The organism is Rhodothermaceae bacterium (assembly GCA_009838195.1).
Taxonomy (GTDB): domain Bacteria; phylum Bacteroidota; class Rhodothermia; order Rhodothermales; family Bin80; genus Bin80.
Genome location: VXSC01000036.1, coordinates 20089 through 34302 on the forward strand (window position 1 = coordinate 20089; position 14214 = coordinate 34302).

The 14214-nt window shown below is 51.5% G+C and carries 8 protein-coding genes and 1 pseudogene; 2 read left to right on the forward strand and 7 right to left on the reverse strand.

Going from position 1 to position 14214, the window contains the following annotated elements; all coding sequences use genetic code 11:
* The first annotated feature begins 23 nt into the window (after window positions 1-23).
* Complete coding sequence (sppA, locus tag F4Y64_07905) at window positions 24-1898, forward strand: signal peptide peptidase SppA (GenBank protein ID MXX97521.1); 1875 nt, start codon at window positions 24-26, stop codon at window positions 1896-1898.
* A gap of 202 nt (window positions 1899-2100) precedes the next feature.
* Here the strand turns inward: sppA and F4Y64_07910 are convergent, their stop codons facing one another.
* Together F4Y64_07910 and F4Y64_07915 are read right to left on the reverse strand one after the other, a co-directional pair.
* Window positions 2101-3222 carry a hypothetical protein gene (locus F4Y64_07910; protein MXX97522.1) on the reverse strand — a complete coding sequence of 374 codons (1122 nt, stop codon included), beginning with the start codon at window positions 3220-3222 and terminating at the stop codon, window positions 2101-2103.
* Between the two features lie 50 nt (window positions 3223-3272).
* Window positions 3273-5285, reverse strand: a complete 2013-nt coding sequence (locus F4Y64_07915) for a glycoside hydrolase family 3 protein (protein MXX97523.1) — start codon at window positions 5283-5285, stop codon at window positions 3273-3275.
* A gap of 188 nt (window positions 5286-5473) precedes the next feature.
* Here F4Y64_07915 and F4Y64_07920 point away from each other — a divergent pair.
* Window positions 5474-6037: pseudogene (locus F4Y64_07920) on the forward strand (hypothetical protein).
* 222 nt (window positions 6038-6259) lie between these two features.
* Here the strand turns inward: F4Y64_07920 and F4Y64_07925 are convergent.
* The 5 genes from F4Y64_07925 to F4Y64_07945 form a co-directional block, all read right to left on the reverse strand.
* The gene (locus F4Y64_07925) at window positions 6260-9439 is read right to left on the reverse strand and encodes a type I restriction endonuclease subunit R (GenBank protein ID MXX97524.1); all 3180 of its coding nucleotides are present in this window, start codon (window positions 9437-9439) and stop codon (window positions 6260-6262) included.
* Between the two features lie 234 nt (window positions 9440-9673).
* Complete coding sequence (locus F4Y64_07930; GenBank protein ID MXX97525.1) at window positions 9674-10168, reverse strand: DUF4411 family protein; 495 nt, start codon at window positions 10166-10168, stop codon at window positions 9674-9676.
* Window positions 10165-11319: an ImmA/IrrE family metallo-endopeptidase gene (locus F4Y64_07935; GenBank protein ID MXX97526.1), complete on the reverse strand. Its 1155-nt coding sequence runs from the start codon at window positions 11317-11319 to the stop codon at window positions 10165-10167. The genes F4Y64_07930 and F4Y64_07935 overlap by 4 nt, the downstream gene beginning before the upstream one ends.
* On the reverse strand, window positions 11316-12563 hold the full coding sequence (locus F4Y64_07940; GenBank protein MXX97527.1) for a restriction endonuclease subunit S: 1248 nt from the start codon (window positions 12561-12563) through the stop codon (window positions 11316-11318). The genes F4Y64_07935 and F4Y64_07940 overlap by 4 nt, the downstream gene beginning before the upstream one ends.
* The gene (locus tag F4Y64_07945) at window positions 12560-14116 is read right to left on the reverse strand and encodes an SAM-dependent DNA methyltransferase (GenBank protein ID MXX97528.1); all 1557 of its coding nucleotides are present in this window, start codon (window positions 14114-14116) and stop codon (window positions 12560-12562) included. Before F4Y64_07945 ends, F4Y64_07940 begins: the two co-directional genes overlap by 4 nt.
* Window positions 14117-14214 lie beyond the last annotated feature (98 nt).

Sequence of the window (14214 nt, forward strand, 5' to 3'; positions counted from 1 at the left end):
GATAAAGACTGTCATTATGTCCGATGAAGCCCGCTGGATGCCGCCCGATTCATGTACGGTCTCCGTATGACGCAACCGCATGTCGCTTACTGCGTACCTTGTACTCTACTTACTCAAATCCGATGCGTTTCTTTTCGACCCTTATTGCCAGCGTTCTTGGCTCACTCATCGCAGTTGGTGTGCTGATTTTTCTTGGTAGCCTGATCATGGCAGGAATCATTGCATCAGCAGTTTCCACCAGCGAAGCCCCTATTTCATCAGAATCTGTGCTGGTATTACAACTATCAGGCCCTATTCAAGAATCCGGGACAGCAGACCCGATCTATGACCTCTTCGACATGCCACAACCCCAGAGCCTGAACCAAATCAGGACGGCTCTCGAGAGTGCTGCAACCGATGAGCGTATTGAAGCGGTGTGGCTGAAACCACAGGGGGCCATTGCAGGATGGCCAACACTCCTGGAAATCAGACAATCTTTGCTTGAATTCAAGGAAAGTGGCAAACCAATTGTGGCATCTGCATCCGGGGATTTTGCGATGCGTGAATCGGACTACTTCCTCGCATCTGTTGCAGACAGTATCTATGCTTCGCCGAGAGCCTTCTTTGAATTCAATGGCTTCTACTTGGGTGTATCCTTTTATAAAGGGCTCCTTAATAAACTGAATATCGAACCAACGGTCTTGCGGGTTGGAAGCTATAAAGGAGGCATTGAGCCCTACACTCGCGAAAACCTGTCAAGCGAAAACCGGACACAGTTAACTGCCGTGCTTGAGAACTGGAACGAACTCATGACCCGTACAATCGCTCAGGCGCGGGATCTGAGTACTGAGGAGGTTGCAAACCTTATGGGAGCGGGAGAACTCCTGACTACCGAAGATGCACATGCGGCTGGGCTCCTTGATGGATTACTGCAAAGTGAAGAGGTGGAGTCGCGTATCGGTGAATTGACTGGTATAGAGGGCAGGCTGAAAACCAGCAGTTTATCCCGCTATGCTCCCTCAATGCCCAGATCATCGTCCAGCCATGACAGCACAATTGGGATCATACATGCCTCCGGCACCATCATGAGTGGGAGCAGTAGTGATCTAAATGGAATCCTGGGGGCCGTCAGTTTCCAGAGGGACATGAAAGATTTCCGAGAGGATGATGATGTCAAGGCGGTCGTACTGCGGATCGACTCACCCGGCGGCAGTGCCACTGCCAGTGAATCCATGTGGCAGGCAGTCAAGGAAACGACAAAGAAAAAACCGGTCATTATTTCCATGGGAGACCTCGCTGCATCCGGTGGCTACTGGCTCGCAACGGCGGGAGACACGATTGTGGCTTCTCCTCACACAGTGACTGGTTCCATCGGCGTCTACGGCATGCACTTCAGTATTGGTCAGATGCTCGAAACCAAACTAGGTATTACCTCAGACCATGTAGCCACCAGCGACTACGCAGATATGTTTTCTGGGATGCGCCCCCTTCGTCCTTCCGAGCGTGCACTGTTTGAGCGCTCTCTGAACGAAACTTACTCTACTTTTCTTGAACGTGTTTCCGAGAATCGAGACATGTCGATTGAAGCTGTTCATGAAGTGGCCCAAGGCCGGATATGGACTGGAGAGGCTGCCTTGGAAGCTGGACTGATTGACAAACTTGGGAACCTTGATGATGCGATCGCTCTCGCCGCTGAGATGGCAAACCTAGAAGAAGGTGCCTATCGAATCAAACAATTGCCCGTTCCCGAGACCTTGATGGATCAATACCTGGAACTCTTCTTGGCACGAATCCAATCCTTTATGGAGTCACCAATTGAGACGCAACTTCGTACGGAGGCCCGTTTAATTGAGGAGGCAGCTCAATTGCAGGGAACTCCCATAGCCCGCCTGCCTTTGGACATCGAAGGTTATGACTGACATGTCCCCCTAGCTCAGCCAGATTAACTCATAGCCCCAATCATGGAGGAGATACGTAGAACTTGTATCCATAGCGATATAGATTCTTAGCTACCACACGTAATTTGGCATATCTGAGTCATCATTGAAGCTGGTGTCTGCAACGAAAAACCCAAAAAATAGAATCGGAAGATGAGAACCTATTGGATCTGGGTTAACGTTCTTATTTCTCTTTTAATTTGACTCGTAAAGTGTCTCTCATGTCGAAAGATGTGAGAGCAGTCCTTAAATATCTAATCTTCTCCCGAGTACCATTATTCGTCGTAGTGAAGAGACCATTGCCTATTGATATGCAGTTACGCTTGATCAATTTTGGATCACGTGCGACTATGGTAGTTTTCTTTGCTGCAAATGAAGATATTAGTCTTGAACGATCCCGCTGGCAGAGGGCACTGAGTATGTAGACAAACATGTCTGTCCAGGTACCGGAAACAATTTCATCTTGAAATCGAAAGTAGTCAAGTTTTGTAAACTTGGTTTCTATTTTGAATGGATCTTGTTCTTTACTTTGCTCGGCTATAATCGGATGTTCAGTACTGTTGGGGTCTCTTGTTTCGACTGGATCTTGCTCCTCACCGGGCGTGACCATAATGGGAGTCTGTATTTTCGCGTTTATCAGTCTCGAAAATGCATCTGGAAGGCTTTTTTTGACGTGATCTCGGATTTTACGCTTCGTTGTACCAAAAAGCATCTTTGATACTGAGCCAGCAAATTCGTCACTTGGAGACAACAATTGTTCCTTGAGGAAAGCGTAGATCTTGTCTCCATGAGAGAGCTTGTAGGCTAGTGCCCGGAGTTTCGTTGAGTCGAAATTCCTACGTGAAAACTGCTCTAAATATTCTAGCGTTTCTTGGTCTAATTCACTTAGTCTGAATACAAGAAATGGTTCTTCGTCAAGCATGTTTTCATGATCCATATCCGTAAAAAAACGGTATTCATTCCCATTTGTCAATATCACAAAATCCACTTCCCGTACGAAATGAAAATACCCTTTGATTTGATTGATGGTCACATGATGGTCTAGGGATTCGTGCAACTTCTTCGCTTCAACAAAAATAATTGGGCTTCCATTTCGGAGCAGGGCGTAGTCAACTTTTCCTGGCTTAATGTCCTTGGGATCGGCTGGATATTGGGGATCTACCAGTTCGGGATTGCTCGAGTCGTACCCCAGTGATTTTAAAAAAGGACGAATGAACCAAGCTTCAGTCTTAGCTTCTGAGATGCTTTTGTTTTCGTATTTTCTATAAAGAATACCCAGGTCTTCTAGATCGTTTTTCAACTCCATGGCATGTAATACAATTCCTGCAAGTAACTCGCAAAGTTAATCAAATTGAGTCACTCCGGTAATTCCGCGATTTGTGTTGAGCTAGATGTATCCGTTCGGGAGTAGCTCAGACCGAATCCAAACGGAAAGAGGGGATCTTCACTGTCATAGGGCACATCCTCCAACTGTGCACGAACAGCGTCCATAGACGATGGCAATTCAAACGGTAAACGCCCCGAAGGATCAAACCGCCCGAAAACCGCATCCAGGATCACTTCATCCGATGCTCCAAAATTGGCCAATACTGCCACAGCACTTTCCGCTATCTCTGGAATGACGGCAGGACGGTCAAGGTAAATATCAACGATTGTCGGAAGGGATTGGGTAACCGATAAAATCGAGTCCAACTCCGCCCCCTTAAAATCCAGATCACCTTGGTGAAATAACCCCTCCAATATGCCTCCACCGCGCGGAGGTTCATAGGGCGCATGAACTCTAAGGAGCGCCACAGTGGCCTCAGTAGGATTGCTAACCACCGTTGCATAGCGAGATGCCAAACTGCTGTCTACATTCTGCACAAATATCCGCTCATCAGGCCCGAGAGGCAATACGGAACGGCCGTCTTCTTCTCCATTCTTCAAAAGTACAATAGACTTCCGTTGGGCAATTCGGCCCGCCTCCATAAAGGGGGCAGATCCCACGATTCTATCCGCCGCGCTTTCGTCAACGTATGGATCATCAAACAGTCCAAGCAGGAACTTATCCCTGAGCAGCCGGCTCACGGAGCTGTCCAAGCGTGCCTCCTGAACCCTGCCTGAGTTTACCAGCTCAACAATCCACTCTGGATTGGATTCTCCTCCGAATATATCAACTCCAGCTGCCAGTGCTATCTCTACCCGATCAATAGGAGCCAAATCTTCAACTCCCCATCCCGGAGATTCCAACATGGTAAAACCTAGCAAGCGCTTACTACTTAGGACAGCCCAATCCGTACTGATAACGCCTTCAAATCCAAGTTCCTTGCGCAGCAGTCCGGTGACAATGGAAGGGCTAAAGGCAAATCCGACACCATCTTCGGTGATGCCCACACCTACGGCGTAACTCACCATGATTTGCGCAGTGTTCGCCGCCATAGCACCCTTCACGAACGGCGACACATGCATGTCAAACTTGTCGCCTGGATAGACCTGATCCTTACCATAGGAAAAATGCGCCTCCCATCCGTCATCCTGCGGCCCGCCACCGGGAAAATGCTTGGACATCGTTGCGACACTTTCAGTGCCGACTGTGTCACCCTGCAACCCGCGAATGTATGCACGCCCCATACTGGCTGACAGATCCGCATCCTCACCAAAAGTACCATAAACACGTGACCAACGCGGTTCAGTTGCCAGATCTAACATGGGATGAAGTGCGAGCCTGATACCCACTGCCAGATATTCTTGTCGTGCAATATTGCCAAACTCCTCGACGAGAAGTGTATCACGCGTCGCAGCCAAGCCAATGGGTTCTGGCCAAGCGGAAAAATCACCGGCAAACATCGATGCAGCCTCGCTACTCGGAAAGCCATGTCTCGGATCTGAGGCAATAGTGATCGGAATACCCAGACGCGTACGTTCTGCAAGATTCTGTACGCTATTGTACCAGGCTGCCATAGCAGCAGGATCATGACTCTGCATAATGTTGAAGTGATTCATGTGGCGCCGCACAATCATCTCGGAATTGGTGGGAATCATGAATGTGAAAGGATTGCTCGGCAGCGGTCGCTCCTGCAGAGAGCCATCAGGTAGCGTGCCTATCATATTGATAAACATCATCCCCGCTTTCTCCTCAAGACTCATTTGCGATAACACATCCTGAACCCGCTCCATCACAGGCGCATCAGGATTTTCGTATTGGTCCATCACACCATTCTTGTTCAAATCCCGATATTGAATACCGTTGGCCTCCAAAATGAGAGCTTCCCCCCCGAGACTTGCTTTGGCGTTATTGGCCGCTATGCCGTAGTAGGCATAGAAACCCAGTACGGCAGCACCGGCCAATATCAACACCCCTAACACGATAATGGTGACAACTCGTAGCATGAGAATTCCTCCCCGTAGCAGATCTATGAATTACATTCGCCAAGAAGATACGTATTACGATACCAAAGTGTACGTCTAGAAATCCCTGTTGGCCGGACCACCTGAACCTGGATCTATCACGCCCGAATGCGCTCTACCAATGCTGGACTGATTGAACGAACACCCGGACCAGATCATGGAACGGCTCTATGGAAACACAAAAATGCGATTTAGTGAATATTGTGCATTCAGAATGCATAATATCCACTCATGCAGTACGGATACATTATAGATTCCTACACCTACCTTTCCCGACTCGCTCACCACGACACCGCTTGAATGTCGCAGCTGTGGGTGGTTTACAACCCCCGCCTGTACGGCGATTGTGGAGTACCTACCTCCATCCCTCATACAGTTACAGTATAGTGTTGGCTAAGTCATCACTTATCTCCATTCTTGTTTACGTGGCACACGGAAATTCAGGCTAGTCGCTACTTGGCGTGGATGGGGCCATCCATTAAACCGCCAGACCGAAATTGCTGGCTGAATGCCGAACTTTTGGTCACTGCCCAACCCGCAGAGCCGTGGTCACTCGCGGCTACAGTCCTCCAACCAAGCACATCATTCACACGGTCGGAGCGGTCTGGCGCGGAGGCGGGAAGGGCGAAGCAGACCTTCTCCGGGCCTGTTACAGAAATTCCATTAGACTGGCAGCAGAATACGGATTCAAAAGTTTCGCTTTCCCAGCCATAAGCGCGGGCATTTTCCGATAACCCAAGCGGAACACCACGCGTATCTCGGTCGAGGAAATCCGTGCGGCCCCGTCAAGTTTTGTGAGTGAAGTGATCTTCACTTGCTTTGATACGGAAATGAGGGGTATCTATGAAGAAGTTCTACAAATCTGATTTCGATCTTCTGCTCTCTACCAAACCACAGCACTCAGAAATTCAGCACTGACTCGATTTGAGAATTCGAAGACACCCCGGTCCTAACGATCAAGCCGCAGCCGCATACACTCCTCTACCACCGCCGTAGTAAGAATCATAGACGTGCTGGTACACGGCCTCGACCTTTTGCTGAAACAGCCTCGGCGAGACACTCTCCGGCAATCCCTCTTCCAGCACATCCTCGATGTGGATTTTCACTGCAGCCCGGGACTGTTGGAACTTGCGCCAGTCCAGAACTAGCTGTTCACGTTTCAACGCCTGCAACAGGCCCCTAGCCGCTTTCTTCACCTGCTTGGTTTCTTTGTTGGAAAGATCAATCCGAGGCTTGGTCAGGATATCGAACACCACCAGCTCTTCTTCCGATAGTTGCTCCGCGACACTTCGCTTCTCCTCATCGTTAAGGCTTTTAGCGAAAGCCAGCAGTTGCTGGAAATACTCGTCGATATTCACGCTTCCGGCATTGTATTCATCGATCATCTTCTGGAAGCGTTCCTGATAATCAATACGGGTGCGGTTGAGGCGCAACATCTGCTTCAGTTTGCTGTTCACTTGGCCCCTGAGTATTTCCATCTCCGTGCGCTTCTTGCCTTTGGCGAATCGCTCCTTCAATGCCTCGAAATCCATCTGCGCGAGATCGACCCAATGCTCCTCAACATCATTCGCGGCCCCGAAGACCGGCGGCGTTGTTCGTACAACATATCCTTCGGCATCAATGGACTCATTCAGCAGTTCCTCTACTTGGCCCACTACCTCGGAGATGTCTGTCGGTGGGGTAAGTGCCCGGATCTTCTTCGCCAGCACGTCGAATAGCTGGTACCGTGCGGCGGAAGACTTGGCTTCGCTGTCGGGCAGTATGGCCTTGTAGAGCCTCCCGACCATTGCAGCTTGCGTCAAGTACCGTTTTTTGCTGTCGTCATTGGCAATCAGGGCCTCCCTTGCATCATCGAGCAGCTTGATCTTCTCGAAATCGCTGGTTGCCTCAATGGCATCCAGATTAACGCCCATTCTGGAACAGAACTCCTCCATCTCGACAATTGACTGCCGTAACAAGGCAACAAGTGCCGCCTTGTCCTTGACCGGAGAATCTTCACCAGCACTACTCCCAGTCCCATAAATCTCCAGTGCCTTTTCCAGATTGCGGAACACCCCGACATAATCGACGATAAGACCGTTGACCTTTTCCTTGAACACCCGGTTGGCCCTTGCGATCGTCTGCATTAAAGTGTGATTGCGCATTGGTTTGTCAAGGTAGAGCGTGGAGCAGGAAGGCGCATCAAAGCCGGTCAGCCACATGGCGCAAACGAAAACAATCCTAAAGGGATCGTCTGGATCCTTGAACTTGGTTTCCAGGTCTTCGCTGACCATGCGCTTGCGGTGCGGCGCGATGTCCAGTCCCTTGGCTTTCATCTCCTCAATCTCGTTCTGTGACGAGGAGACCACCACTGCCATATCGCTGGATTCCATGAATTGAATCCGCTCCCTGATGGCTTGACGCTTCTCGTCATCTACCTCCTCGGCCATCTTGTCCATCAGACGCAACATCTCCGCTTTCCAGTGCACTTGCACCTTGTCGTACATGCGCACTGCCGTGGCCTTGTCGATGCTGATCACCATCGCCTTGCCTGGGAACCCACGCCCGGTGAAGTGGCTCACCAAGTCTTCGGCAATGGTCTCCAACCGCTCCTCCCGCGTGATCAGGTGATACTGACGAGTGAACTCCCGCTCCAGCTTCTTCTCCTGGGCCGCGTCCAGTTCCGCATCTTCCAGCAGGCGCTCCATGTCCTCGTTAAGATTCTCGTTGATGAGCTGCAATTCGGGGATGCGGTTTTCGTAATACAGCGGGACGGTCGCGCCGTCCTCCATTGATTGGCGGAAGTTGTACACGCTCACATAGTCGCCGAAGACCTCCCGCGTCTTTTCTTCACCGATGATCAGCGGCGTACCGGTGAAAGCGATGAATGAGGCATTGGGCAAGGCAGTACGCATATTCAGTGCCAGAGTGTCGTATTGGCTGCGATGCGCCTCGTCGGTAATTACGATGATGTCGGAACGCTCCGATAACACTGGATGCTTCTCGCCCCGTTCAGTGCGAAACTTGTGGATCAGTGTGAAAACGTAGCGGTGATTTTCCATCAAAAGCTGTCGCAGATGGCGGCCTGAAGTGGCTTGTGCCTCCTCCTCGGTCACCGCCCCGCTCGCCGCGAAGTTCTTGTAGATCTGGTGATCCAGCTCCTGTCTGTCAGTGATAATGACGAAGGTCCAGTTACCGGGGATCTTGCGAAGTACCTTCTGTGCGAAACAGATCATTGACACGCTCTTGCCGCTTCCTTGGGTGTGCCAGAACACACCCAGCCTGCCAGCACGGCTCTCAATGCGCCGCAGCGCGTCGATTACGTTATTCACCCCTAGGTACTGGTGATTCTTGCCCAGTAGTTTGATCCATCCGCCTTGTGCCTTCATGAACAGGGTGAAGTTCTCAACCAGGTCGAGTAGCCGTGCCTTATCGCAGGTGCCTCGGATCATGGTCTCCAGCGAAACCACCCCCTCCTCGCCCTCGTTATTGATCTTCTTCCACTCGGTGAAGTGCTCCCAGCTTGCTGTTATGCTGCCGATACGACTGCGGCTGCCGTTTGAGAGTACGATCAGGGCGTTGTACCAAAAGAGCTGCGGAATCGTGCACTTGTAGTCACTAAGATTTTCGGTGTAGGCCTTTTCCAGCCGGGCATGGGTCGCCTTTAGTTCGATGAACACCAGTGGAATGCCGTTGATGAAGCCCACCAAGTCGGCCCGCCGGGTGTACATCTCCCCGGTTACCCAAAACTGACTGACCAGCAGAAAATCGTTGTTAGCTGGTGCCTTCCAGTCGATCAGCCTGACTGACTCCACCGTCTCGCCCTCACCATCAGGAGTGCGGATCTTCACCCGCACGCCGTTCTTCAGCAGCAGATAGACTTCGCGGTTGGCTTGCGCCGGGGCCATAGCGCCGCGGTCGCGAATCAATTCCTCCATGGCTTGGTCGAAAGCGTCCGCTGGTAGATCGGGGTTCAGGCGCTCCAGTACAGATCGCAACCGCCCCTCAAGCACCACCTCGGATTGCGCTTCCCGCCCCAAGGGGTTGCCGTCCGTTTGGTTGAACTCATGGTATCCGTAGACCGTCTCCCATCCCATCTCCGCGAACAGTGCGATGGCAGGTTGTTCGACCAGCGTATCTTCGGAGTAGTCGGACATCAGTTTTCCTTCTATCCCCGTTTCATCTTCACGACGACAAACGCCAAACTGTAAGGCATTATCTCTTTGTTTTTGTTCACATTTCTAACCATAAACCCCTGACTCAAGCCTCACTGCCATTAGAAATATTTGACCTTTCATGCCCTATTTCCGATACTGCGCACATCTCATCCATCTATTGAAGAAGGAGTTGGGCCGAGGTTCTGCGTTGGCCTTTTGCTTTCAGGTGGCCATTCATATCTCAGTCTTCAAGACAAAACACGCCTTTTCACGGCGCAGCATTTCGAATGGCGTCATCACCTTTATGCCCAGCCCGACGCAAACATTGGGAATTTTTACCTTATTGGGTGTATCCGCGGGTTTCTCGTGGGTGACCACTACGAAACCGTGCGTTAATGCATGGGATACCAGCCAATAGTCCGCCACCTGCAAGAAGTTGTTCACTGCCGTGGGGGTATAGCCGTTCTCAATCACCCACTTACTGACCTGAGTCATATCCCTCAGGTCTTCTGGGTCTGGTTTGAGAAACAGACGTTTACCTGGTCCTTCAGCCCAATCGGTCAAAGCATCGTCACCTGCTGAGATTTCATCTCCTACTTTCTCAATACTGAACACCTTCTGCTGCGCATTACTCATAATCAGCCACCCCCAAAATGCGGGACAGAAATCTAGTCCATAGTGAAGATTGTTTGCCGCCATAAAGACATTGGCATCCAGCAAATATTTCATCCGTGCAATCCCAAACGTCGTGCCTTTTCGTAAAAGGTGGCGGTTTTTTTGATGCCCAGCATCCTGAACGCATCGGTAAACTGGGTTTGCCCCTCCAGAGTGCTGGCTACAAGCGCCCTTATAAACCGCTTTCCGGTCCTAGCGGACAGTGTGTTGTAGAAATCACCACCACTTCCCTCCCGGGAACCCAGCGCCCTGACTTGTTCAAGCTCAGCGCGATAGGTTACCCAAAGCACCTCCTGGTCAATCACCCCTAGATCAAACAAACGGCGGACGATAACTAGCGTACTGACCTTGAATCGTCGGGCGAGACGTTGCATCTCTTCATTCAGCTCATTTTCTGGATCGTAAACGGGACGCAACTGTTTGAGCGGAACCAGCAATTCCGCCGCCACCGCGTTGCACCAGCACTCAATTTGCTCATCGTGCTGAGTTGCGGCCTGGGTATCCGATACGCCACTCTCACCCAGCCAAAGATGGGCCAGCTCATGTGCCAGAGTGAACATCTGCGCCGCCTTGGAATCCTTGCCGTTGATGAAGATCAGCGGCGCAAAGGGATCAGCCAGAGCAAAACCACGAAACTCCTCCACATTCAAGGGGCGATGAGTATTACTACCCACCACACCACTGACCATTACCAATATTCCGGTCTGTTCGATCTGAGAGATAAAACGGCGCATGGCTTCGGACCAATTCGGCGACTGCTGTCGCTCGATAAGGTCAAAACCAATGGCTTGGGCGATCCGGGCTGCTGCCTCTGGTACCTCGTCTGCCGTCGAGGCTGAACCAATAAACGCAACAGGCTCCATGCCATGTAGGTGTTGATATTCCTGGTACCAAGCTTGGCGCTGCTGGCAGAGGTAGATGGTATCCAGAAGATTGATGCTCGGGCGGGAAAACTGCCCCCCAGGCAACTTGCGAAAATCTGGAATCGGCAAAGGTTCTTCGGGTGGGTGCGGTAGGAACAGCAGACCGATAGCGGTATGGGTGGTGTTGGCAAAGGCTTCCAGTTGCTTTAAGGTGGGTGCAAGCACGCCCCCTAGCCAGTCGTTCAGTTTCGGGAACTTGTCCGCAAGTGCATCAGCACTAACACCGGCACGTTGCAGAGCCCAGTGAAGAAGATCGGGATTGACCTGAATCCGGGTACTCATGCCGTCTCCTCGATGTTGATGTCCAGTTCCGAAACGTCCAACTCGCCTGAGATGAGTTTGGGAAGGAGTAGGTCGCGGGTTTGGCTGAGAGCTCGGTTTTTGTCCCAAAGTTTCTGAATCAGGCGAAAGTTTGGAGCTACGGCTTGCTCAAACTTTTCCAATACATCCTGAGCAGATGTTGCAATAAAGAAGTTATCGAAACATCCAACCTGAACCCTTTGCCGACCGGAAGCTCCCGTCATGCTTCTAATGGCGTGTTCTCGCAGGTCAAGCTCGCGAGCCAGAAAATATACGGCGTAGGGATTGAGATACTTGGATCTCATCACGATGTACTCCGTAGACCCGAATGCCACCTCATCATCTGACGTTAGACACTGAACGAAGCCGGTCTTTCCATGTTCAGTGCTAGGGGTGATCCGCGCAAACAGTGTATCCCCGTTCTGAAATTTCGCCCCGTTGTTTCCCGTTCGATATTTGAACTCCGTAATCACCATTGAGTCTGTGGAAAGACCACTCATTGGTACAAAGAACTTTTCCTTGTCCTTCTCAATATTCAGTTTGGGGTTTAGATCTACGGCCTCACTAACCGACATCACCTCCCACCCCTCCGGAATCTTCCCCAGCGGGGAATCTACCATGCGCACCTGCTCATGGCCGGGGAAGCGGAACTTGACGAACCACTCGCGGTAGAGGTCCTGCGCCATCTCCTCCGATATCTTGATACGTCGCAAGTTGTTCTCGATCAGATCGTCGTAGGCGGAGAGGATGGCGGCGATTTGCTTTTGCGCCTTTAGTGGGGGAGTAGGAATTTCAAACTCTTTGATTAAGCCTTGATTAAGATTCTGTTGAGCAGCACCTTGAGCCTTTGCTGTGAGGGCAGGACGAGAATACAACAGTGCGTAAAACACGTATCTCGGATCAGCTATCTCTCCATCTACTACCATTCCACAAACAGCCTGATTAACTGTTGCAGGACACTTCAGCCATCCAAGCTGGCCTACGTTGGCACCATACATAGCCATCAAAGCGGTATTGGCAGGTAAATACTTCGCAGATGATCGCTGCAAGCCTTCATCAGAAATCCGCTCTTCAGTATCATCTATTGCCCGGTCTAGTAATTCCTTTGATTTAACCCACAAATGGCCATTATTGCTGTCAGCATAATATTTCCGGTGCTTTCGTGATGGTGTGCCCCCGCTGGTAACTCTACTGCAAAGGCTATTTATTCGTGCGGTTTGCATCATTGTGCCTCCAAAAATGAGACTACATTCTCCGCAATCCGCTCTTCCAACTCCCGCGCTTCACTATTCAACACCCCCAACTCCTCGTTCAACTCCTCCAGCCGTTCGAAGAAGTCGAAGTCGTCTTCCTCCCGCGCCACTACACCTACATAGCGGCCAGGGTTGAGACTCCAGCCTTGGGCTTCAATCTCCTCAATGGTCGCCACCTTGCAGAGGCCGGGCACATCATGATAATCGCCTTCCGGAAATCTCTCGGTCAGCATCCCGGCTTTATCGTGCCGGTTCTCTGTCTCTTCGCCCCGGTAGAGCCGCACAATGTTGGCGAGAAACTCGAGCTGCTGCGGCTCGAAGTCGCGGTGGGCGCGGTCGATCTGGCGGTAGATTTGGCGAGCATCGATGAACAACACAGTATCTTCACGCCCGGTACCGCGCTTGCCCCGGTCCAAGAACCAGAGGGTGCAAGGCAACGTGACGGTGTAGAAGAAGTTGGAGCCAACGGCAACCATCACATCGACCGCTCTCACCTCAATGAGTTTTTTGCGGATCTCCAGCTCCGAGGCGCGGGCATCGGAGGCTGAGTTGGCCATGACGAACCCGGCCCGACCAGTGTCACCCAAAGCACTGTAGAAGTTCTGAATCCACAGGTAGTTGGCGTTGTCCACCAGGGGCATACCGAAGGGAAAACGCAGATCGTCTTTCAGGCGCTCCTTGTCTACCCGGCCCACGTTGAAGGGTGGATTGGCCATCACAAAGTCGAATTTTCCAGGGCAGCAGTGCAGGTCTTCGTAATATGTATTGCCCTGACGGATGTCCCCAGCGAGGCCATGCACCGCGAGGTTCATCTTGCCTAGGCGCACAGTTTCAGCCACCCGCTCCTGCCCGTAAACGCTGATTTCGGCAGCCGCATTCTTCTTATGCTCCTGCACGAAGCGGGCGGACTGAACGAACATGCCGCCGGAACCGCAGGCCGGGTCGAAGATACGCCCGTGGAAGGGTTCGATGATTTCAACGATCAGTTTAACCAAGCTGGTGGGGGTGTAGAATTCGCCGCCTTTCTGGCCCTCATTCATAGCGAACTTGCCAAGGAAGTATTCATAGATCTTGCCGAAGGCGTCACCTTCGACGTCCATGGGAATTGAGCCCATCAGTTTGAGCAGCTCCACTAGGCTGGAGTTCTCCAGTCGGTTGTAGGTTTTGGGAAGTACGTCCTTGAGGTCGGGATTATCTTGCTCGACAGCCCGCATGGCATCATTAATCGCTTTGCCGATGTTTTCCCCCTCAGGCAGCTTGAGCAGGTTGCCGAACCGCGCCTTCTTGGGCAGATAAAGTACGCCCATTGCCTGATACCGCTCCTTGGTGTCCTTACTGCGGCGGCGTCTCCTGACCTGCTCGTCAATCTGCTTTTCGGCCAAGGCAAACTTCACTTCGGCATAGCGCAAGAAGATCATCCCGAGCACCGGAATGGAGTATTCCGATGCCTTTAGCTTGGAGTTGGCTCTCAACACGTCGGCAGCCTTCCATAGACGGCTTTCGAGTTGGTTGTTGCTCGCACTCATAGTCTGTCCTATGTGGCAACTCCCCAACCGACCAACCCGGCATTTGTTCCATTGTCAGTTTCCGCAATACACTCCTCCGCTTGGTCACAGTAGTGGCG

Bases quoted from the DNA above. Each gene is read 5' to 3' on its own strand.
- sppA (MXX97521.1), top strand. From the start codon at position 24: ATGAAGCCCGCTGGATGCCGCCCGATTCATGTACGGTCTCCGTATGAC.
- F4Y64_07910 (MXX97522.1), bottom strand. From the start codon at position 3,222: ATGGAGTTGAAAAACGATCTAGAAGACCTGGGTATTCTTTATAGAAAA.
- F4Y64_07915 (MXX97523.1), bottom strand. From the start codon at position 5,285: ATGCTACGAGTTGTCACCATTATCGTGTTAGGGGTGTTGATATTGGCC.
- F4Y64_07925 (MXX97524.1), bottom strand. From the start codon at position 9,439: ATGTCCGACTACTCCGAAGATACGCTGGTCGAACAACCTGCCATCGCA.
- F4Y64_07930 (MXX97525.1), bottom strand. From the start codon at position 10,168: ATGAAATATTTGCTGGATGCCAATGTCTTTATGGCGGCAAACAATCTT.
- F4Y64_07935 (MXX97526.1), bottom strand. From the start codon at position 11,319: ATGAGTACCCGGATTCAGGTCAATCCCGATCTTCTTCACTGGGCTCTG.
- F4Y64_07940 (MXX97527.1), bottom strand. From the start codon at position 12,563: ATGATGCAAACCGCACGAATAAATAGCCTTTGCAGTAGAGTTACCAGC.
- F4Y64_07945 (MXX97528.1), bottom strand. From the start codon at position 14,116: ATGAGTGCGAGCAACAACCAACTCGAAAGCCGTCTATGGAAGGCTGCC.